This is a genomic window from Micromonospora sp. MH99, assembly GCF_021442385.1.
Lineage (GTDB): Bacteria > Actinomycetota > Actinomycetes > Mycobacteriales > Micromonosporaceae > Micromonospora.
Genome location: NZ_MUZA01000093.1, coordinates 1 through 19,716, shown reverse-complemented (window position 1 = coordinate 19,716; position 19,716 = coordinate 1). Strand labels below are relative to the sequence as shown.

The following is a 19,716-nucleotide window of genomic DNA, read 5'->3' as shown; positions in this document are numbered from 1 at the left end:
GGGCCGTGCGGGCCTGCTCGCGGGCGCGTGCCGCGTCGGCCGCCGCCGCCTCGGCGTCGTCGCGGGCCTCGTCGCGTTCGGTCTGCGCCGCCGCGATCTCGGTGGCGGCCTCCGCGCGGGCCTGCGCGAGTTGCCGCTGCACACCACCGGGGGACAGCTCGGCGTGCAACGCCTCGGTCAACGTCTCGACGATCTGGTCGAGCCGGTCCACCGCCTCCCAGGTGCGGGCCACCTGACCGGGCAGGCCGGGCGCGTTGCGGTGGCGCATGCGGCTGTTGCGCGAGGCGCGCTGGCAGGCGCCGTCGTTGTCGCGGCAGTACCGAAAGGGCCGGCCCGCGCCGACACGCTGCGGCACCGGTCGTCCACAGTGGGCGCACGGGCGGGTTTCGGTGGGGGTGAGCGGGGCGTCCATCGAGCGCGAAGTCTAGTGCCGGCCGCTCAGCTCGCGGCCCGGGCGGTCGTGTCCAGGGTGTAGCGGCGTTGCAGCAGCAGGGCGGCGAGCATCGCCGCCGCGGGCAGCAGCCCGAAGCCGTAGCGGACCGCCGCGAGCGCCGCGTCCGGCTGCACCGGCGACTCGCCCGCCGTGGACGCCACGAAACCACCAACGCCCAGGCACAGCGCGTACGCGTAGGGGCCCAGGGCCGCGCCGGTGGCCTCGGTGGCCGTCCACACCCCGGTGTAGGTGCCCGCGCCCGTCGCCGCACCGGCGCCGGTGTCAGCCGCAGCGGCGCGGATCACGTCGGGCAGCATCGAGAACGGCAGCAGCTGCATGCCGGCGAACGCCACCCCGAGCACCGCCACCGCGGCCACCAGCACCGGCAGGCCCGCCGGGCGCCCCACCGCCAGCACCAGCGATCCGGCCGCGAACGCGCCCTGCGCGCCGAGCAGCGCCCGCTGCTTGCCGACCCGGCGGGCCACAAGCAGCCAGCCGGGGGTGACCAGCAGCGCCGGGGCGACGAACGCGGCCACCAGAACCGTGGTCAGGCCGGGGGCGCGCAGCTCGTACTCGGCGTAGTAGGGCACCCCGGCCAGGACCAGGTGGGTGGTCGTGGACATGGCCAGGTACGCGGCGACGAGCCAGCGGAACTGCGTGTCGCGCAGGGCGGTGCGCAACGCCCGCCACCCGCCGTGTCCCGCCGTCGTGGTGCTCGCGGCGGCGCCACGCAACCGGGCGATGCCGGCCACGCCGACGAGCATGGCGGCCAGCATCCCGACGGCCAGGACCACGCCCATGCGCTGGTAGCCACCCCGGGTCGCGGCGTCCCCGCCGGTCAGCAGCGGAGCCAGCAGCCCGGAGGCCAGGATGCCGAGGGTCAGCACGACCATCCGGAACGCCATCAGCCGGGTGCGTTCGTCATAGCCGATGCGCAGGTCGGCCGGGGTGGCCAGGTAGGGGACCTGGTAGGCGGCGAAGAGCAGGTTGCCGGCGACGAAGAACACCGCCACCCACGCGGCGGCCGCAGCGCCGGTCAGGCCGCCGGGCACGGCGAAGAGCGCGGCGAACGCGACAGGCAGGGCGCAGCCGAGCAGCAGCAGCCGTCGCCGGTCGCCCCGGCGGGCCTGCGCGACGTCGGCGCGGTGCCCCACCCAGGGGTGCAGCAGCACGTCGGCGATCTTGGGCAGCAGCAGCGCGAGGCCGGCCAGCCACGGCCCGACGGCCAGCACGTCGGTGAGGAAGTAGAGCAGCAGCAGGCCCGGCACGGTCACCCAGATGCCCATGCCGAGCGAGCCGGCCGCGAAGCCGGCCAGGGGGCCGCGGGGCAGTGTCGTGTCGGTGGCGGCCGCGGGCCGCCGGTCGAGCCCCGTCATCGCCGCATCCTCTCCGCAATCCAACAGTTGCCGGATTGTAGGGGCAGAATGGCGGTCATGACCATGCCCCGACGCCGTCCGGGCCGGCCCCGGCGCGACGAGACCCGACCAACCCGCGAGGTGGTGCTCACCGCCGCCACCGCGCTGTTCGCCGAGCGCGGCTTCGACGCCGTCGGGCTGCGGGAGGTCGCCGCGGCCGCCGGGGTGGACGTCGCGACGGTCGCCCACCACACGGGACCGAAGGCCGCGCTGTACGAGGCCTGCTTCGCGCGGGTGTTCGCGGTCGAGCGGGAGGTCCTCACCGAGGCCGCCGCGCGGGCCCGCGCGGCCCTGGACTCCGGGCCGGGCGCGGCGCGGCGGGCGCTGCACGACCTGGTGGACGCGTTCGTGGACTTCCTCGAGGACCACCCGGAGACCACCGCGCTGTGGCTGCGGCGCTGGTTGGAGCCGCAGCGGCACGCCGAGCTGGACGAGCGCTACGCCGAGCCGCTGTACCGGCTGGTGGCCGAGCTGCTGACCGCCGCGGCGGACGCCGGCGCGCTGGCCGAGCCGACCCCGCACATCACCGTGCGCAGCCTGGTCTGGGCGACGCACGGGCACGTCGTGGCGCTCGCCGCGGGCACGCCGGGCGCGCGGGAACGGCGCGAGTTCCGGGCGTTCGTGCACCGCCTCCTGGACGGGCTCTACGGACCGCCGGGCCCTTGACGGGCCGCCGCCACCCGACGATTATCCATCGGACGTTGGATTAATTGGGGGCAGCGATGCAGGCACCACCCAGGGTTGCGGTGATCGGCGCCGGCGCGGCCGGGCTCGCCGCCGTCAAGGCACTGCGCGACGCGGCCATCGCGGTGGTCTGCTTCGAGGCCACCGACCAGGTCGGCGGCCTCTGGGTGTACGGGGCACCCGACTCGCCCGCGTACCGCACGCTGCACCTGAACACCAGCCGCGGCCGCACCGAGTTCGCCGACCACCCGATGCCCGCCGACTGGCCCGACTACCCGGACCACACGCGGGTCGCCGGCTACCTGGCCGACTACGCCGACCGGTTCGGGCTGCACGACGCCATCCGCCTGCGGCACACCGTCGAGCGGGTCACCCGGCAACCCGACGGCACGTGGACGGTCGCCGCCAGCGGGCCGGACGGGCCGGTCGAGGTCGCCGTCGAGGCGGTGGTCGTCGCCAACGGCCACAACCGGACGCCCCGGCTGCCCGACCCGCCGTACCCCGGCGCCAGCACGGCCGAGCAGCTGCACAGCCACGACTACCGGGGCCCCGAGCAGTTGACCGGGAAACGCGTCCTGGTCGTCGGGGGCGGCAACTCGGCGATGGACATCGCGGTGGACGCCTCGTACGCCGCCGAGCGGACCCTGCTGTCGCTGCGCCGAGGCGTCTGGGTGGTGCCCAAGTACCTGCTGGGCCGCCCGTCGGACACCCTCAACGGCGCGCTGGCCCGCCGGCTGCCGTGGCGACTGCGCCAGCGCATCAGCCAGACGATGCTCACCGCCACCGTCGGCAGCCCCGCCCGCTACGGGCTCCCCGCGCCCACGCACGGCTTCCTGCAGGACCACCCGACGCTCTCCGACGGGCTGCTGTCCCGGCTGACCCACGGCGACGTCGAAGCCCGCCCCGGCGTCGCCGCCCTGCACGGCGACCGGGTCGAGTTCACCGACGGCCGTACCGACGAGGTCGACCTGATCGTCTGGTGCACCGGCTACCGGGTGGAGATCGGGTTCCTCGACCCCGAGCTGCTCGGCGGCGGCGCCGACACCCTGGCGCTGTACCGGCACGTGTTCCACCCGGACGCCCCCGGGCTGATGTTCGTCGGGCTGATGCAGTCCACCGGGTCCGCGTTCCCCCTGGTCGAGGCGCAAGCCAAGCTGATCGCCGCGCAGCTCGCCGGCCGGTACGTGCTGCCGGAGCCGGAGCGGCAGCGGGCCTTCAGCCGGGCCGAGCTGCGGGCGGCGACGGCCCGCTGGGGCCACCGCCGCCCGGCGATGCGGGTGGACTTCGACGCCTACCTGGCCGAGCTGACCCGGGAACTGGCCTCCGGCGCCCGCCGCGTCCGCCCGGCCGGAGCGGGCCGGTGACGGGCCTGAGCGGCCGACGGGTCCTCGTCACCGGCGCGAGCGGCACCTTCGGCCGGCACCTCGGCGCCGCGCTGACCGCCGCCGGCGCCCGGGTGGTCGGGCTCGACCTGCGCGCGGGAGGCGACGACGACCTGCCGGTGCTCGGCTGCGACCTGACCGACCCGGCCGCCGTCCCCGCCGCGGTGCACGCGGCCGTCGAACGGCTCGGCGGGCTCGACCTGCTGATCAACAACGCCGGGGTCGGTGGTCCCGCCCCGGCCGAGCTGCCCCCCGACGAGGTGGTCCGCCAGCAGTTGGAGGTCAACCTGCTCGCCGCGTGGCGCACCACCGCCGCCGCGCTGCCCCCGCTGCTCGCCGCCCGCGGCCGGGTGATCTTCGTGGCCAGCCGGATGGCGGTGCTGCCGCTGCCGCTCGCCGCCGCGTACGGGGTCAGCAAACGGGCCCTCGTCGCGTACGCCGACGCGCTGCGCCACGAGGTGGGCACCCACGTCGGAGTGAGCGTGGTCTACCCGAGCATGGTGGCCTCACCGATCCACGACAGCACCGCCGAGGCCGGGCTGTCCCTGCGGGGAGTGTCCCGCCCGGAGCCCGTCGAGGGTGTCGTCGCGGCGATCCTGCGCGCCGCCACCGCCCGGCGGGCGCCCCGGGACGTGGCGACCACCCGACGCGGGCGGCTGGAGATGGCCGTCGGCCGGCACGCGCCCGCGCTCGCCGACCGGCTGGTACGCCGTACCCTCGCCGCCCGGCTCGCCGCCGGTGACCTGGACGCCGCGCCGCTGGCCGCCGGGATGCTGCGCCGCCACCGGGGGCGGTGACCGCCGGATCAGGGGGTGGCGACCGCGGCGCGGGAACGGTCGGTGGCGATGCGCACGGCCAGCGCGGCCAGGGCCGTGCCAGTCACCCAGCGCTGCACCCGCAGCCACACCGGCCGGCGGGCGAAGAACCCCGCGAGGGTGCCGGCGCTGAGCACGATCAGCGCGTTGACGCTCAGCGCGACGGTGATCTGGGTCAGGCCCAGCAGGAGGCTCTGCGCGGCCACGTGCCCCCGCGCCGGGTCGACGAACTGGGGCAGCAGCGACACGTACAGGATGGCGATCTTCGGGTTGAGCAGGTTGGTGACCAGGCCCATGGTGAACAGCCGTCGCGGCGGGTCCGGTGGCAGCGGCGCGGGCGTGAACGGCGACCCGCCGCCCGGGCGCAGCGTGCGCCACGCCAGCCACAGCAGGTAGCCGGCGCCGGCCAGCTTCACCACCGCGTACAGCGTCGGGACCAGGACGAACACGGCGGCCAGGCCGGCGACCGCGGTGGCCAGGTAGACGCCGAACCCGGCCGCCACCCCGAGCAGCGAGATCAGCCCGGCGCGGCGGCCCTGCGCGACCGAGCGGGAGACCAGGTAGACCATGTTCGGGCCGGGCGTGAGCACCAGCCCCAGCGCCACCAGGGCGATACCCACCAGCGCACCCATGCCGATCATGACGTTGCCCCCGTTCGCCGTCGCCTGAAGCAGAACCTAGACCGGCCGACGAGCGCGGCCCAGGACCACCCGACCGATGGTGGCCTGCGAATCGGTCACGCGGGCGCAAACCGCCTCCCGGGAATGACCACCCGCGTGAACGCGCTGACCTGTGGCACGTGTGTCGCCGGCCGGAGGCGGCGCGTTACGGTGACCAGGGGAGGTGCCGCAGGTGACCGAGGCGTGGGACGCGGCCGTGGAGGCGCAGATCCGGGGAGCCGTGCAACGCGGCGAGTTCGACAACCTGCCCGGCATGGGCAAGCCGATCCCCGGGCGCGGAACCGCGTACGACGAGTCGTGGTGGATCAAGAGTTTCCTGGAGCGCGAGAAGCTGCCCAGCGACCTGCTGCTGCCCACCCCGCTGCAACTGCGCCGACGCATCGAGCAGGTCCCCGACGAGGTCCGTGACCTGCCCACCGAGCAGTCCGTGCGGGACTTCGTGGGGCAGCTCAACACGCAGATCGTCGCCTGGCTGCGCAACCCCGAGGGGCCCCGGGTGGCCGTGCGGCCGGTGAACGCCGACGAGGTCGTGCGTCGCTGGCGTGCCGAGCGCACCCGACCCGAGGCAACGGCCACCGGCACCGACCCGGCGGCGACCGTCACCGGCCCGGCCATCGCGCCGGCCCGCCGGGCCCGCCGGAGCTGGTGGCTGCGCTGGCGCCGCCGGGGCTGAGAACGGATCAGTCCAGCGCCGCGCGCCAGACCCAGGACGTGCGCCGTGGGTGCCCGGGCAGCTCACCGCGACCGGTCAGCCACAGCAGCACGTCGGGCGCGACGCCGGCCGGGGCGTCCGGAAAGAGGCGCCGCAGCACCAGCGCGCACAGTCGCGGCGACGGCTGCCACGGCACACCGAGGCCGACGGTGATGTCGTAGGTGTGCAGCAACGTCTCGGCCACCCCCATCGCGGCGAAGCCGGCCGGGTCGCAGGGGCCGAAGTGCCAGGCCCGCGCGTCCGGTGTGGCGGCGTCGACGGCGACGGCGAGCAGCTCCGCGCAGGCGCGCGCCACGTGGAGCACCCGCGCCGGGTCCGCGGTGGGGGAGACCCGCAGGTCGTACGGCAGGTAGCCGTCCTGGGCGAGGCCGGTGACCTGACCGGCGTACGCGAGCAGGTCATGCGCGATGTGCGCCGCGGTGGTCCAGCAGCTCCACGTCAGCGTGCCGGCGGGCACCGACCAGTCGCGGTCGCGGTGCGGCGTCAGCGCCCGCGTCATCTCGTCGGCCGCCTCGCGCAGGTCGGCGCCGGTCACCGCTGACAATCGTGGCCCCGGCGGCCAACCCCGTGAAGGGTCGATGCGTGCAAGAATCCATCCTCGCGATCGGGGGGAGGCGGTCAACATGTTGCCCAACCTGGTGGTGGACACGACCATACTGCCGCCGGCGGACCGGTTCGAGTTCTGGTACGCCCTGGTCGCCCAGGAGACGGTGCCCGTACACATCACCAGCGCACGGCTGGACGACTTCGTCGCGTACGCCCAGGCCATCGACCTCGGCCGCATCAGGTTGACCTCGCTGCGGTACCCCTCGCTGCACGCCACCCGGCCCGCGGGCCTGGTCCGCCGAGCGGAGGCGGACATCTACCAGCTCACGCTGCCACTGACGGGTCGCAGCACCCTGGTCCAGGACCGCACCGAGACCACGCTCGTCGCCGCCAGCCAGTTCACCCTGCTGGACACCGCGCGCCCGTACATCGCCCGGCACCATACGGACGGCCCCGGTCTCGCCACGACGATCACCGTGCAGATCCCCTACTCGGCGCTGCCGTTGCCGCCGGACCGGCTGCGCCGTCTGCAGGCCACGCCGGTGCCGTCGCACCTCGGCGTCGCCGGGCTGTTGGTCCACCATCTGCGGAGCATCGCCGCGCATCCGGAGCAGTACGAGGCAGCGCAGGCCGAGATGCTGGGCGGCGTGGCGCTGGACCTGCTCGCCGCCACCCTCGCTCAGCACCTCGACACCGAGGACACCCTCTCGCCGGAGACCCGGCACACCGCGTTGCGTGCCCGCGTCGTGGACTTCATCGACCGCCACCTGGGTAGCGCCGAGCTCAACCCGCGCAGCGTCGCCGCCGCCCACCACATCTCGCTGCGATCGCTGCACCGCCTGTTCGAAGCGGAGGCGACGACTGCCGCCGAGCTCATCCGCGCCAAGCGCCTGGAGCGGTGCCGGCGGGATCTCGGCAACCCGCTGCACCTGCGGCATCCGGTCCACGTCATCGCCGCACGCTGGGGGTTCACCGACAAGGCGCACTTCAGCCGGCTCTTTCGTGCCCACTACGGACGTTCACCCCAGGCGTACCGGATGGCCATGCTGCGCCGGGAACAGTGACCCACTCCGCAGCCTTCCTACGCACCGCCGGTGGGCGGCTAGCGTCGCCGACGATCGGTCGGGTCGTCCGCCACGAAGTCACGGACAGCGGCGCGGATGCTCTCGCCGTACGGGTCGTCCGGTAACGGTGCCAGGTGTTCGCGGGCTCGGGCCAGGTACTCCCGGGCCGGACCGGGATTGCCCAGCCGCCGGTGGCAGTCGGCGAGGTTGAGGTACAGCGACGGCAGGAACGCCTGCACCTGGAGCGAGGGCAGGTGCCGCTTGACGCGTTCGTCGGTCAGCGCGGACACCGCGGCCAGGGCCCGTTCGTCCCACCTCAGCTCCGCATCGAGGGTGTCCTGCAGGTCGGCGAGGTGGTGGGCCAGGGTGCAACGGTGCAGGGCGTCACCGGCGGGGCCGATCTCGTCCCACAGCGCGGTGAGCAGCTCACGGGCCTGGGCGGGTGCGCCGGTATGGCCGAGCTGCACCGCCTCGATGATGCGGGTCATGGTCGGATCGGGTGTCGGCTGGTCGTTCACGTCGCCGATGCTGGGGCCTCGACCGGGTCGAGGGTCAAGCGGGCGACGCGGTTCAAAGAACTGGACGCGGTCAGGTACGGCTTGTAGCTTGCAGGTGACCGCGACACCGCCCGAGGAGGTGAGACCCATGAACGCTCGTTCGATGTGGGTGCTCCCCCTGCCGTCACGGTTGGGCGACTGACGTAGACGTCGCCGGGAGCGCCTCTGACCACAAGGCACTCCCGAAAGGCCACTTCTGTGCCCTCCTGCGTCACCGCCGAACCCACCACTGGCATCTTCGATGTGATCATCGTCGGCTGCGGGCCGACAGGTGCGATGCTCGCCGCCGAACTGCGCCTGCACGACGTGCGGGTCCTCGTCCTGGAGAAGGAGACCGAACCGCCGTCGGCCGTCCGTATCGTCGGCCTGCACATCCGCAGCCTTGAGCTGATGGCGATGCGCGGCCTGCTTTCCCGGCTGCTCGACCATGGGCGCAGGCGTCCGGCCGCCGGCTTCTTCGCCGCCATCAACAAACCCGCGCCCACCGGGCTGGACTCCACGTACGACTATCTGCTGGGCATCCGGCAGCCGGTCATCGAACGTCTGCTCGAAGAACACGCGATCGCCCTGGGCGCGCAGGTCCGGCGCGGCCGGGCGGTCACCGGTCTCGCGCAGGACGACGACTGTGTGACAGTCGAGCTGTCCGACGGGCAACAGCTGCGGACGCGCTACCTCGTCGGTTGTGACGGCGCGCGCAGCGCGGTGCGCAAACTCCTGGGCGTCGGCTTTCCCGGCGAGCCCGCGCGCAACGACACGCTGATGGGCGAGATGGAAGTGGGTGTGCCGTCCGAGGAGATCGCCGCCGCGGTGGCCACGATCCGCGAGACCCAGCACCGATTCTGGGTCCGTCCCGTGGGTGTCGGCGTCTACAGTGTCGTGGTTCCCGCGGCGGGCGTCAGCGACCGTGCGCAACCGCCCACCCTTGAGGACTTCAGACACCAACTGCGGGCCGTGGCCGGAACCGATTTCGGCGTGCACTCCCCGCGCTGGATGTCCCGCTTCGGCGACGCCACCCGGCTGGCCGAGCGGTATCGGGTCGGGCGGGTGCTGCTGGCCGGCGACGCCGCCCACATCCACCCGCCCATCGGCGGGCAGGGCCTCAACCTGGGTGTCCAGGACGCGGTCAACCTCGGCTGGAAGCTGGCCGCGCAGCTGCGTGGCTGGGCGCCGGACACACTGCTGGACAGCTATCACGCCGAACGTCATCCGGTCGCCGCGGACGTGCTGGACAACACCCGCGCCCAGACCGAGCTGCTGTCCAGCGAACCGGGCGCGCGGGCCGTACGCCGGCTGTTCACCGAACTCATGGACTTCGACGAGGTGAACCGCCATCTCCTCGACAAGATCACCGGGGTCGCGATCCGCTACGACATCGGCGACGGCCCCGACCCGCTCGGCCGCCGCCTGCGCGACGTCCAGCTGCGGCACGGCAACCTCTATGCCCAGCTGCACCGGGGCCGTGGCCTGCTGTTGGACCGCACCGAACGCCTCAGCGTCGGCGGCTGGTCAGACCGGGTCGACCACCTCGCGGACCCGACCGCGGATCTGGACGTTCCGGCACTGCTGATGCGCCCCGACGGTCACGTCGCCTGGATCGGCGACGACCAGCAGGACCTGGACGACCACCTGTCGCGCTGGTTCGGCAGGCCCGCCGACTAGAGTCGCCGACTCTGGCGGAAGACCGGCGTCGCGCCACGCGGCGGCGGGGTCGGGCGCTCGGCGTCAGTCCAGGACTGGCGTCGAGCGCCCGTCGTCCACGGTGTACGTGCCCGCGGAGATCACGCCGAGGGCCGTGGGCGTCAGGGTCAGTGAGACAACGCCGCCGGGCAGCACGCGCGCGCTCTGGTCAGAGGCCGCGAACGTCGCGGGCGCCGATCCGTCCGGGAACAGGCGTTTCCCGGTTCCGACGACGACCGGGTACTGCAGCAACCGATAGAGGTCGACAAGTCCGGCCTGGTGCAGCGCCTGCACGAGCCTCCAACTGCCGTGGACCTGGAGCTCGCCTCCCGGAAGCTCCTTGAGCCGGCGCACGGCGTCGACGATGCCGGTGCGCAGGATCGTCGTCGGACTCCAATGGGCCTCCTCGTCGGTCAGCGTCTCGCTGACGACGTACTTCGGCAGACTGTTCAGTTTGGTGGCGATCAGGTTGCCGGGCTCGGTGACCTTCGGCCAGTACCCGCCGAGCAGGCCGTAGCTCGTGCGGCCGAAGAGGAACGCGTCGGCCGCACGGAACCAGCCCTCGACGACCTCGTTGGTGTGCGTGGATGCATGGGGGACGAGCCAGCCGCCACGGTCGAAGCCGCCCGAGCGGTCCTCGTCGGGAGCTCCCGGCCCCTGCATGACTCCGTCGAGGCTGACGAAAACGTTGACACTGAGAAGCACGGTTCTCCTCCGCATTCCGGTCGGGGACAGCCGCCGGGGGTGACGGCAGACGGAGGCTAGCTGCCCGGCCGCAGGCCGGTCTTGTACAGGAACGACATCGTCGCGTCGTCGCCCGCCCGCAGGCCTCGCGCGGTGCGCCCGACGTAGCGCCGCAGCGCATGTGCCAGGTGAGCCTGGTCGAAGTACCCCAGCGCCTCGACGACCCCGCACCAGTCGAGACCGTCGCGCAGCATGGTGGCCGCGGCACTCGCACGATCGATCTGGGTCACGGCGGTCCGCGACAGGCCGGTGATCGCGCGGTGCTGCCGCTGGAGGGTCCGCGTTGACCGGTGACCATCGGGCTGTTCACTCTGCAAAGGCGACGGCACCAGCAGCCCTGCGTGGCGCAGGCACCGGACGAACTGCTCGACGTTGTCGTACGTCGGCGCTTCCCAGTCCTCGCCGCCGATGACCACCCGACCCGAGTCCGTCGCCGGGAAGGGCACGTAACCGTCGACGATCGAGGCCGCGGGATGCGGCCGAAGGACGGCGCCGAGCGTGAGTCGGATCCCGAGGAACTCGGCGTCCGGCGGAACCGGCGCGGTCGTCGCCCGTGTCTCCGGTCCGCGCAGACTGGCGAGGACACGCCCCTGCGTCCGCGTGATGATCAGGTGGCTGCACGTGCGCGCCGTCGACGTCATCGTGTCGGCGGCACCGCTGCGCGTACGCCACACACGGTCGACGATGCCCGCGTCCGCATCGGTGTCGCGATGCTCGAATCGCAAGCCCAAGGCCCCTCCATCGCGTCCTGGCGTCGTCGGCTCCTGAGCGTAGAGGAGCGAGCAGCCGGCCGGTCGGCGCGTATTTATGGTTTACCGATAACGATAATCCTTTAATTCACCCCCACAAAAAGGGCATACCGTGCCCGCACCATAATGACAGTTATTGTGCGTAAGGCGGCAGGATGGTGTACGCGCGGGATCGCGGCTGCTGGCCAGCATCGTGTTGAGTGCCAGCCGCACGGCAGATCAGTGCGGAGCCCATCACCGGCTATGACGAACCAGGGCGTACGTAGGGCGGCATGAGCGGATGGTGCTCACCACGTGACGAGATCGGTCAGTGCGGCGCTGGTCGCTTCGTCGGCAGGTAGGAATGCTTCCAGTCGCAGCTCGGCGATGGTGACGTCGGTGGCGGTACCGAAGTGGGTGAGTGTGGTGATGAGCCGCAGTTCTTGACTGTCCGCGCTGCTCGTGCGCAGGTGCAGCGGCACCGCGAACCCGAGGTGGTGTGGCGAGAGTTGCCGTGGCCGAGGGGGTACCAGGTCGACGAGTTCCTCGGCGAGGCGCTGGAGCCGGTCACTGGGGTTGCGGACGCTTTCGGCCTGGACGCTGTCGATGACGTGCCAGGCCCATTCGTCGAGGTTGACGATGCGGGGTGCGAGGCCGCGGGGATGCAGCAGGACTCGGGGGACGCTCACGGGTGGGGTGAGCAGGTGTGGGTCCACTCCGCCGGTGATCATGTGGAAGCCGGCGTTGGCGGAGATGAGGTCGCCGTGCCGGTCGACGATCACAGCCGGGTACGGCAGGTGGCCGTGCAGGACGCGCTCAAGGGCGGTCCGGACCGGCGCCAACTGGGGATCATCCAGGTCGGTCTGTGGGTACGCGGGCGCGAATCCTGCGGCGAGGAGCAGTTCGTTGCGTTCGCGGATCGGCACGGTCAGCGACTCGGCCAGCCGTATGATCATCGCCCGGCCGGGGGTCGAGCGTCCGCTCTCGATGAAGCTGACGTGCCGTTGCGTGGTGCCGGCGCGCACTGCCAGTTCGAGTTGGCTGACGCGTCGCCGGGTGCGCCATGTGCGCAACGCGGCCGCGAGTCCGCCGCTCGCGGATTCGGTGATCACTTTACCTGTGTACCGGGTGCCGCGACCGGTTGGCGATTCCCTCCAGGGAATTGTCGCGGCGCGTCGGGCGCAGAACAGTCGTGGTCGCAACGATCATCCACGACCCGAAAGATCACCATGACTGACATCGACCTGAAGAACCTCACCGACCGCTACGTCGCGGTGTGGAGCGAACCGGACCCGGACCATCGCCGCGCGGCCGTTCGCGAGCTCTGGTCCACCGACGGGATCCATGTCCTGCAGCCGCCTCAAGAGATGCGACATGCCGCCGAGGGCCTGGGGTTCGATCGTCTCGTCTTGCAGGCGCGCGGGCATGACGAACTGGAGGTGCGGGTGCGGCGCGCGTACGAGGAGTTCGTCGCCCCGGGCACTTTCGTGTTCCGCTCCCGCGGGGACGCCGAGCGGCTCCACGACATGGTCAAGTTTCGCTGGGAGATGGTGCCGCGCGACGGTGGCGACGTGGCCGGTGTCGGGCTGGAGATCCTCGTGCTCGGCGCGGACGGGCGCATCGTCAGCGACTACCAGTTCATCGAGGGATGACGGCGATGACTGCGACGCTGCCCCCGTCCGTGCGCAGCTATCACGTCACCAGCGGCGACGGCATCGATGGACTGTCGCTGCGCAGCCACGAACCGCGCACGCCGGGTATCGGTGAGGTCGCAGTCGCGGTCCACGCCGTCTCGCTCAGCTTCCGCGATCTGCTGGTGCTGCGTGGGCAGTATGTGCTGCCGGTCAGACCGGACGTCGTCCCCGTCTCCGACGGTGCCGGGCGGGTCATCGCCGTGGGCCCAGGTGTTCAGCGGGTGCGACCGGGGGACCGGGTGACCGCCGCGCTGTTTCCGCACTGGCTGGACGGTCCCCTGAAACCGTCATTACTGCCACAACTGGGAGGCTCCCTCGACGGCATGCTCACCGAACTCGCCGTCCTGCCGGAGCAAGCCCTGGTCCCGATCCCTGAACACCTCTCCTACGCCGAGGCCGCGACGTTGCCGTGCGCCGCAGTCACGGCGTGGAACGCGCTGACCGGGGACGGTCCGGGGATCCAACCGAAGCACACGGTACTGACGACCGGCTCGGGCGGCGTATCACTGTTCGCGGTACAACTGGCCACACTTCGCGGCGCGCGAGTGATCGCCACGACCGGCCGGGCGGAGAAGGAGCAGCGCCTTCGTGACCTGGGCGCCGACGAGGTCGTCAACTATCGCGCCGTTCCCGACTGGCACAACGCGGTCCGCGACATCACCGGCGGGCGAGGGGTCGACCGGGTCGTCGACACTGCCGGAACACTGGAGCAGTCACTGAAGTCGCTTGCCGTCAACGGGCATGTCGCGTTCGTCGGGTCCCTGTCCGGAGACTTGCCACCACTCGACCCTCGCCTGCTGTTCGGTGTCGCCGCGACGGTCCGGGCGTTGGCAGTCGGAAGTCGCGCGCAGTTCACCCAGCTGAACGAGATCATCGCCGCGCACCAGGTTCGGCCCGTCATCGACCTGGTGTTCCCCTTCGAGGAAGTCGGGGCGGCGTTCCGGTACTACGAATCGGCCAGGCCGTTCGGAAAGGTCATCATCGAAATCCGATGACCGGCGTGCGTGGCGGCGCAATCCGCCACGCACGCTCGTCGGCGAGGAGGCGGAGCGGAGCTGCCGCGAAACTGTCGTGTCGTCGGAGTGCTGACGACCGGCGTCCCGGAAATTCTTCAAAAAAGTCCGGGAAGGGGTGTCGGATCGGGGCGGTGGTGTTCGTGGCACGAGTGAGGCCGCCCGCGAGGGGCGGCGCCAAGGTGAAGGAACCGCGATCATGAAGCTGACGACCATGACCCAGGTCACCCTCGATGGAGTGATGCAGGGAAACGGCGCCTCGTCGGATGACCGCAGGAACGGATTCGAGCGCGGCGGGTGGGCCCGGGGGGCGGGTGACGACGGGACCAGGACGTTCATCACGCAGACCTACCAGCGCGCCGAAGCGTTCCTGTTCGGCCGGCGCACCTACGAGTTGTTCGCCAGCTCCTGGGGATCGGTCGGGCAGATGCGCGCACATCCCATCGGCGTGGCCCTGAAGGAGGCCCCCAAGTACGTTGCCTCGTCCACGCTCACCGCGCCGCGTTGGGAGGACACGACCGTACTCGGCGGTGACCTCGCGGCGGCCATCAACGAGCTGAAGGCCAAGCCCGGGGGTGAACTGCAGGTGCACGGCAGTGGCGCCCTGATCCGGTGGCTGCTGGCGAACGATCTGGTCGACGAGATGACTCTGATCGTGATCCCGGTGATCGTCGGCCAGGGCGCGAGACTGTTCCCGGAGACCGGTCCGGATCTTGCGCTCGACCTGGTCGAGTCTCGGGTCGACACGAAGGGCGTGTCGATCCAGGTCTACCGGCCGGCCGGTCGCCCGCGGTATGCAACGGCCTGAAGTCCCCGTACCACCGAACCAGCTGTCCGGACACCACAGGAGATGATCTTCAGATGCAGTATCTGGTTTCCGTGATCGACGACAAGAGCAATCCCGGTAGCACGGACCGGCAGCCTGCCATCAGCGCGTTCAACGAACGACTGATCGCCGAGGGCTACTGGGTTTTCGCGGGCGGGCTCGCGGACACGACCGCGGCCACCGTCATCGACAACCGGGGCGAGCACGCGGTGTTCAGCGACGGGCCTTTCGTGGAGTCGAAGGAGTACCTCGCCGGCGTCTGGGTGTGGGAGGCCCCCGATCTGGATGTGGCGCTCAAGCTCGCCACCGAGGCGTCGAAGGTCTGCGATCGCAAGGTCGAGGTGCGGCCGTTCCTGTGAGCGACGTCGAGGAGGCGATCACCCGGGTCCACCATGACGAGTGGGCCCGGGTGGTCGCCTCGCTGACCCGACGGTTCGGTGACCTCGACATCGCCGAGGAGGCAGCGGCCGAGGCGTTCGCGAGCGCCGTGCAGCGGTGGCCGGCCGACGGCGTACCTCCCAACCCCGGCGCCTGGCTGACCACCACCGCCGTGCGCAAGGCCATCGACCGGATCCGGCGCGAGAACAAGCGCGACGACAAACACAAGGAGGCTCAGATGGTGTACGACAACTCCCCAGCCGAGCCTCTCGGCGCCATCGACGACGACCGGCTGCGGCTGATTTTCACCTGCTGTCACCCGGCGCTGGCGATGGAAGCCCGCGTGGCGCTGACCCTGCGCATGCTCGGTGGCCTGACCGTGCCCGAGATCGCCCGCGCCTTCCTGGTGCCGGCGACCACCGTGGAACAGCGAATCACCCGCGCCAAAGCCAAGATCAAGGCGGCTCGGATCCCGTATCGGGTGCCGTCCGCGGAGGATCTTCCGGGACGCGTCTCCGGCGTACTCGCCGTGCTGTATCTCGTCTTCAACGAGGGCTACCTCGCGACCGGCCCCGACACCGATCCCGTCCGTCACGACCTGACCGCCGAGGCGATCCGGCTCACCCGCCTGATCCGCGCTCTGCTGCCGCAGGACGGTGAGGTGGCCGGGCTGCTGGGGCTGATGCTGCTCACCGAGGCCCGCCGCACCGCTCGGGTCTCGGCCAGCGGCGAACTGGTCACCCTCGACCAGCAGGACCGTGGGGCCTGGGACGAGGCGCTGATCGCCGAGGGCCACCGGCTCGTGCGCGAACGCCTCGCCGCTGCCGCCGCCGGGGTGGCTCCGGGCCGTTACCAGATCCTCGCCGCGATCAACGCCGTGCACACCTCCGCCCGCGACATCCGCGACACCGACTGGTCGCAGGTCATCGCCCTCTATGACCAACTCGTCCACCTCGACTCCTCGCCGATCGTCGCCCTCAACCGGGCCATCGCGGTCGCCGAGCTCGACGGACCGGAGGTGGCGCTGGCGGCCGTCGACCGTCTTGAGGACAAGCTGGCCGGCTATCACGCCTACCATGCGACCCGCGCCGACCTGCTGCGCCGGCTGGGCCACAGTGAGCAGTCACGCGCGGCCTACGACAAGGCCATCGAGCTCGCCGGCAACACCGCCCAGACCGCCAACCTGGCCCGCCGCCGCGACCAACTGCGGTAGCGCCACGAATCCCGGACCGTCCGGAGCAGCAACTCCTGCACGGCGTCCAGGGACCTGCTCTTGACTCGGATCGGCCCGCTATTCATCGACGTGGACCGTCCGGGCTGCCGCACGGGTGCCCACCTGGATAAGGCATCAACCGCAGGAGGCCGGGGCATTAGTGTTCGAGTGTGGACTGCTACACCTGTGACCAGAACCGGCAGATCGACACCCTGCCCGTCCGTGAACTCGTCGCTGCTGACGAGCACTGGCGGGTCGCCCACGCGCTCGACTCGGCCTTGCCCGGCTGGCTGGTGCTCGTCCCGCGCCGACACGTGACGGCGATCGCCGCGCTGTCCGACGCCGAAGCGGCCAGCCTCGGCACGTGGCAGGTCCGGCTGTCGCGCGCCCTGCACGCCGTGACGGGATGCGCGAAGACCTACGTCATCCAGCTCGCCGAGAAGGAAGGCTTCGCCCACGTGCACTTTCACGTGGTGCCACGGATGCCCGATCTTCCGGACGATCGCCGCGGACCTAGGGTCTTCGGCTACCTGAACGCCGCCGAGGGTGACCGTCTCGACCAGGCGCGGCAGGATGACATCGCCGCAGCTCTGCGCGCACAGCTCGACCCGGCCGGATGAGGAGCGGGTGACGAAGGCCTACCGTGGGACGTACCCCGAGCGGGCCTGAGCGGCCTCGGCGGCCTGGCGCTCGCGCCAGCGGCGCTGGCTGTCCCGATTGCAGGCGCGGCACGTGCGGCGGTACCGGCCCGTCGACCCGTCGAGTTCGCGCTCGTGCCCGTTGCGGCAGGTCGGCGTCTGCGCTCGCGTGCGGCAGTTGTCGGCGTGGCTGACCTGCCGCAGATGGGTGGGCTCGACGCAGTCCCGCGCGGGGCAGAGGTGGTCGACCTCCAGGTGCGGGTCGTACCCGCCGACGAAGACGGCGTACGCCGCGATGTGCGCCCAGGCGCGGCCGGCGACCTTCTGGTACGCGCCGCGCTGGGAGCCGTAGCCGCGGATGATCAGGCAGCCGTCGGCCTGGCGGACCGACCGCGCCAGCAGATAGTCCCGCAGACTGTCCTCGGTGAAGTGTCGGGACAGACCCTTGACCCCGCTGAGCACACCGTCACCCTAGCCGGGGAGGCGGGCCGCCTGTTCGGGCAGGTCCACGTCGGTGTCGTCGGCGATGTCGGCGCAGGGGACCAGTCGTACCCTCTCGCCCTGTGCCCGCAGGTAGTCCCGCGCGCCCCGGTCTCCGGTGGCCGCCTCTGCCACGCCGGCCCAGTGCTGTCGGCCGAGCAGCACCGGATGCCCGCGCCTACCGTCCGCATAGGTGGCCACGGCGAGGGAGTCGACGGTGGCGTCGAGGGCGACACGGCGTACCGCCTCGGGGGTGAGGCCTGGCATGTCGACCAGGGTGACCACGACTGCCACGGCCGGGCTGGCCGCCACGGCGGACAGCCCGGCCCGCAGGGATGAGCCCATGCCAGTCGCCCAGTCGTCGTTGAGGACCACGCCGGGCAGTCGCGTCCGGGAGCGCACCTCGTCGGCCTGCGCGCCGAGCACCACCACGACCGGCTGGCAGCCGGCGGCCGTGAGGATCGCCGCCGCGTGGTCCACCAGCAGTCGCCCCCGGTACGGCAGCAGGGCCTTCGGCATGCCGAGTCGACGCCCGCCGCCGGCCGCGAGGAGCAGTCCCGCCGTCACCATGGGCCGAGCGTAGTCAGCCCGGTGGCGAGCGGGATGAGCTTCAGGGGGTGAAACCCACCGGCCGGGACCGCTAGCATGCATCTCGTATCTGCTGTCACGTATTTACGGTGAGGTGCCGGATGACACCGGACGAGACGTCGGCGTGGCAACGACTCTGCCCCCTGCCGATGGCCCAGCTCGACCCGCTGCCGGCCATCGCCCGACACCTGGATCACCCCGACACCGCGCGCCGGCTCGCGGCGGCCGACGCGGGGCGCACCCCACCGGACGACGTCCTCGCCGACCTGCGGGAGATCGGCGTCGCCGCCGTGTACGACCCCGCCAGCGCCACCGCCGTGCACGTCAACGCCCTCAACGCGCAGGCCGCGCGGCACAGCGGAAGCCTCGCCATCACGCTCGGGGTCAACGCGCTGGCCCTGCTGCCGCTCTGCATCGCCGGCACACCGCAGCAGCGTGACCGGGCCGGCGCGGTGCTGCGCGGCGGAGGCGCCGCCGCCATGCTGCTCACCGAGCTGGAGCACGGCAGCAACCTGGCCCGCACCGGCACCCGCGCCGACGCGGTCGACGGCGGATACCGGCTGACCGGGGAGAAGCACCTCATCAACGGCGGCACCTGGCACGACCTGCTGATCACCCTGGCCCGGCTCGCCGACACCGACCGCTTCGGCCTGTTCCTGGCCGAACGCGACGACACGGTGACGGCCCTGCCCCGGTGGCGGACGCTGCCCGCCGTTGCCGCCGACATCTCCGGCGTACGGTTCGCCGGCACCCCGGCCCAACCGATCGGTACGCCGGGCGACGGGCTGACCATCCTGCAACTGACCCTGGCGCTGTCGCGCGGTGGAATCGGCTCACTCGCCTCCGGCGCCGCCAGCGGGGCGCTCGCTGCGGCCGTGCGGTACGCCCGCGAGCGCGACGTCTACGGCGAACCGATCGTGCACCTCGGCGCGATCGCCGAACACCTCGTGCGGGCGGCGGCCCTCGACGTGCTGGTCGCGGCGACCGCCGTGAAGGCCACCTTCCTCATCAACGCGCTCGGGCCAGCCGCCGCGTACGCCGCCGCGGTGGCCAAGTACGCCTGCTGCGAGCTGGCCGAGCAGGCCGTCACCGAGGGCCGCGCGGTGCTGGGCTCACGGGCCCTCGTCGAGGAGTTCGGGTACGCCGCGCGGGTCCGTGACGTGCTGCTCTACGGCGTGTTCGACGGCACCCGCCACATCCTGCTGGACCAGTTGCAGTGGCGGTTGGAACGCTTCGCCGCCGGCTCCGACCGCTCCGGTGACGGCTATCCGGTGCTGGCCGAGGCGTACTCCGGGACGCCGCAACCGCTGGTGCGGGCCGCGCGGCTGCGACTGCGGCCGTACGCGCCGGGACCGGCGGCCCGCGCCGCGACGCTCGCCGCGCGCACCTGTCGTCCGGGGGTGGCCGCGCTCGGCGTGCTGTTCACCCGCCTGGTCGACCTGGTCGGGC

The 19,716-nt window shown here is 72.1% G+C and carries 22 protein-coding genes and 1 pseudogene; 13 read left to right on the top strand and 10 right to left on the bottom strand.

Annotated elements, in window-relative coordinates; genetic code table 11:
• Together B0E54_RS29600 and B0E54_RS29595 are read right to left on the bottom strand one after the other, a co-directional pair.
• Nucleotides 1-412 (bottom strand): annotated as a pseudogene (locus B0E54_RS29600) (hypothetical protein); the annotation flags it as partial.
• A 26-nt stretch (nucleotides 413-438) separates the two neighbouring features.
• The gene (locus B0E54_RS29595; protein ID WP_234590404.1) at nucleotides 439-1,809 is read right to left on the bottom strand and encodes an MFS transporter; all 1,371 of its coding nucleotides are present in this window, start codon (nucleotides 1,807-1,809) and stop codon (nucleotides 439-441) included.
• Nucleotides 1,810-1,866: 57 nt separating this feature from the next.
• On the opposite strand from B0E54_RS29595, the gene B0E54_RS29590 reads away from it, so the two are divergent.
• Genes B0E54_RS29590 through B0E54_RS29580 form a run of 3 tightly spaced genes read left to right on the top strand, consistent with a single transcriptional unit; the run spans nucleotide 1,867 to nucleotide 4,711 of the window.
• On the top strand, nucleotides 1,867-2,514 hold the full coding sequence (locus tag B0E54_RS29590) for a TetR/AcrR family transcriptional regulator (protein WP_234590402.1): 648 nt from the start codon (nucleotides 1,867-1,869) through the stop codon (nucleotides 2,512-2,514).
• Nucleotides 2,515-2,570: 56 nt separating this feature from the next.
• The gene (locus tag B0E54_RS29585; RefSeq protein WP_234590398.1) at nucleotides 2,571-3,896 is read left to right on the top strand and encodes an NAD(P)/FAD-dependent oxidoreductase; all 1,326 of its coding nucleotides are present in this window, start codon (nucleotides 2,571-2,573) and stop codon (nucleotides 3,894-3,896) included.
• A complete protein-coding gene (locus tag B0E54_RS29580) occupies nucleotides 3,893-4,711 on the top strand; it encodes an SDR family oxidoreductase (protein WP_234590396.1) in 819 nt (272 codons plus the stop codon). The genes B0E54_RS29585 and B0E54_RS29580 overlap by 4 nt, the downstream gene beginning before the upstream one ends.
• Nucleotides 4,712-4,719: 8 nt before the next feature.
• Here B0E54_RS29580 and B0E54_RS29575 read toward each other — a convergent pair whose 3' ends face one another.
• A complete protein-coding gene (locus B0E54_RS29575; protein ID WP_234590393.1) occupies nucleotides 4,720-5,370 on the bottom strand; it encodes a LysE family translocator in 651 nt (216 codons plus the stop codon).
• A 211-nt stretch (nucleotides 5,371-5,581) separates the two neighbouring features.
• Here B0E54_RS29575 and B0E54_RS29570 point away from each other — a divergent pair, with 211 nt between their 5' ends.
• Nucleotides 5,582-6,082, top strand: a complete 501-nt coding sequence (locus B0E54_RS29570; protein WP_234590391.1) for a DUF1992 domain-containing protein — start codon at nucleotides 5,582-5,584, stop codon at nucleotides 6,080-6,082.
• A gap of 7 nt (nucleotides 6,083-6,089) precedes the next feature.
• On the opposite strand, the gene B0E54_RS29565 is transcribed toward B0E54_RS29570, so the two are convergent.
• Nucleotides 6,090-6,656, bottom strand: coding sequence for a maleylpyruvate isomerase N-terminal domain-containing protein (locus B0E54_RS29565; RefSeq protein WP_234590388.1), 567 nt, complete (start codon nucleotides 6,654-6,656; stop codon nucleotides 6,090-6,092).
• A gap of 88 nt (nucleotides 6,657-6,744) precedes the next feature.
• On the opposite strand from B0E54_RS29565, the gene B0E54_RS29560 reads away from it, so the two are divergent.
• Nucleotides 6,745-7,731 carry a helix-turn-helix domain-containing protein gene (locus B0E54_RS29560; protein WP_234590386.1) on the top strand — a complete coding sequence of 329 codons (987 nt, stop codon included), beginning with the start codon at nucleotides 6,745-6,747 and terminating at the stop codon, nucleotides 7,729-7,731.
• A gap of 38 nt (nucleotides 7,732-7,769) precedes the next feature.
• Here B0E54_RS29560 and B0E54_RS29555 read toward each other — a convergent pair whose 3' ends face one another.
• Complete coding sequence (locus tag B0E54_RS29555; protein WP_234590410.1) at nucleotides 7,770-8,219, bottom strand: hypothetical protein; 450 nt, start codon at nucleotides 8,217-8,219, stop codon at nucleotides 7,770-7,772.
• 303 nt (nucleotides 8,220-8,522) lie between these two features.
• On the opposite strand from B0E54_RS29555, the gene rox reads away from it, so the two are divergent.
• Nucleotides 8,523-9,947, top strand: a complete 1,425-nt coding sequence (rox, locus tag B0E54_RS29550; protein ID WP_234590407.1) for a rifampin monooxygenase — start codon at nucleotides 8,523-8,525, stop codon at nucleotides 9,945-9,947.
• Between the two features lie 63 nt (nucleotides 9,948-10,010).
• Here rox and B0E54_RS29545 read toward each other — a convergent pair whose 3' ends face one another.
• The 3 genes from B0E54_RS29545 to B0E54_RS29535 all read right to left on the bottom strand — a co-directional run bounded on the left by B0E54_RS29545 (nucleotide 10,011) and on the right by B0E54_RS29535 (nucleotide 12,549).
• Nucleotides 10,011-10,670 carry a dihydrofolate reductase family protein gene (locus B0E54_RS29545; protein WP_234590373.1) on the bottom strand — a complete coding sequence of 220 codons (660 nt, stop codon included), beginning with the start codon at nucleotides 10,668-10,670 and terminating at the stop codon, nucleotides 10,011-10,013.
• A 56-nt stretch (nucleotides 10,671-10,726) separates the two neighbouring features.
• On the bottom strand, nucleotides 10,727-11,434 hold the full coding sequence (locus B0E54_RS29540; RefSeq protein ID WP_234590371.1) for an AraC family transcriptional regulator: 708 nt from the start codon (nucleotides 11,432-11,434) through the stop codon (nucleotides 10,727-10,729).
• Nucleotides 11,435-11,745: 311 nt separating this feature from the next.
• Nucleotides 11,746-12,549 carry a helix-turn-helix domain-containing protein gene (locus B0E54_RS29535; protein ID WP_234590359.1) on the bottom strand — a complete coding sequence of 268 codons (804 nt, stop codon included), beginning with the start codon at nucleotides 12,547-12,549 and terminating at the stop codon, nucleotides 11,746-11,748.
• 117 nt (nucleotides 12,550-12,666) lie between these two features.
• On the opposite strand from B0E54_RS29535, the gene B0E54_RS29530 reads away from it, so the two are divergent.
• The 6 genes from B0E54_RS29530 to B0E54_RS29505 all read left to right on the top strand — a co-directional run bounded on the left by B0E54_RS29530 (nucleotide 12,667) and on the right by B0E54_RS29505 (nucleotide 17,181).
• Entirely contained in the window at nucleotides 12,667-13,089 is a 423-nt protein-coding gene (locus B0E54_RS29530) for a hypothetical protein (protein ID WP_234590357.1), read from the top strand.
• A gap of 5 nt (nucleotides 13,090-13,094) precedes the next feature.
• Nucleotides 13,095-14,126 (top strand): NAD(P)-dependent alcohol dehydrogenase, encoded by a 1,032-nt coding sequence (locus B0E54_RS29525; RefSeq protein ID WP_234590354.1) that lies wholly within the window; start codon nucleotides 13,095-13,097, stop codon nucleotides 14,124-14,126.
• 232 nt (nucleotides 14,127-14,358) lie between these two features.
• Nucleotides 14,359-14,952 carry a dihydrofolate reductase family protein gene (locus B0E54_RS29520; protein ID WP_234590352.1) on the top strand — a complete coding sequence of 198 codons (594 nt, stop codon included), beginning with the start codon at nucleotides 14,359-14,361 and terminating at the stop codon, nucleotides 14,950-14,952.
• Between the two features lie 53 nt (nucleotides 14,953-15,005).
• Nucleotides 15,006-15,329 carry a YciI family protein gene (locus tag B0E54_RS29515; RefSeq protein ID WP_234590350.1) on the top strand — a complete coding sequence of 108 codons (324 nt, stop codon included), beginning with the start codon at nucleotides 15,006-15,008 and terminating at the stop codon, nucleotides 15,327-15,329.
• The gene (locus tag B0E54_RS29510; RefSeq protein WP_234590348.1) at nucleotides 15,326-16,561 is read left to right on the top strand and encodes an RNA polymerase sigma factor; all 1,236 of its coding nucleotides are present in this window, start codon (nucleotides 15,326-15,328) and stop codon (nucleotides 16,559-16,561) included. The genes B0E54_RS29515 and B0E54_RS29510 overlap by 4 nt, the downstream gene beginning before the upstream one ends.
• 170 nt (nucleotides 16,562-16,731) lie before the next feature.
• Nucleotides 16,732-17,181, top strand: coding sequence for an HIT family protein (locus tag B0E54_RS29505; protein WP_234590346.1), 450 nt, complete (start codon nucleotides 16,732-16,734; stop codon nucleotides 17,179-17,181).
• 18 nt (nucleotides 17,182-17,199) lie between these two features.
• Here the strand turns inward: B0E54_RS29505 and B0E54_RS29500 are convergent, their stop codons facing one another.
• Nucleotides 17,200-17,661 (bottom strand): HNH endonuclease, encoded by a 462-nt coding sequence (locus B0E54_RS29500; protein WP_234590344.1) that lies wholly within the window; start codon nucleotides 17,659-17,661, stop codon nucleotides 17,200-17,202.
• Between the two features lie 9 nt (nucleotides 17,662-17,670).
• Nucleotides 17,671-18,249 (bottom strand): NTP transferase domain-containing protein, encoded by a 579-nt coding sequence (locus B0E54_RS29495; protein ID WP_234590331.1) that lies wholly within the window; start codon nucleotides 18,247-18,249, stop codon nucleotides 17,671-17,673.
• A gap of 119 nt (nucleotides 18,250-18,368) precedes the next feature.
• Between B0E54_RS29495 and B0E54_RS29490 the strand changes: the two genes are divergently transcribed.
• A partial coding sequence (locus tag B0E54_RS29490; RefSeq protein ID WP_234590328.1) for an acyl-CoA dehydrogenase family protein occupies nucleotides 18,369-19,716 on the top strand: 1,348 nt, incomplete at its 3' end.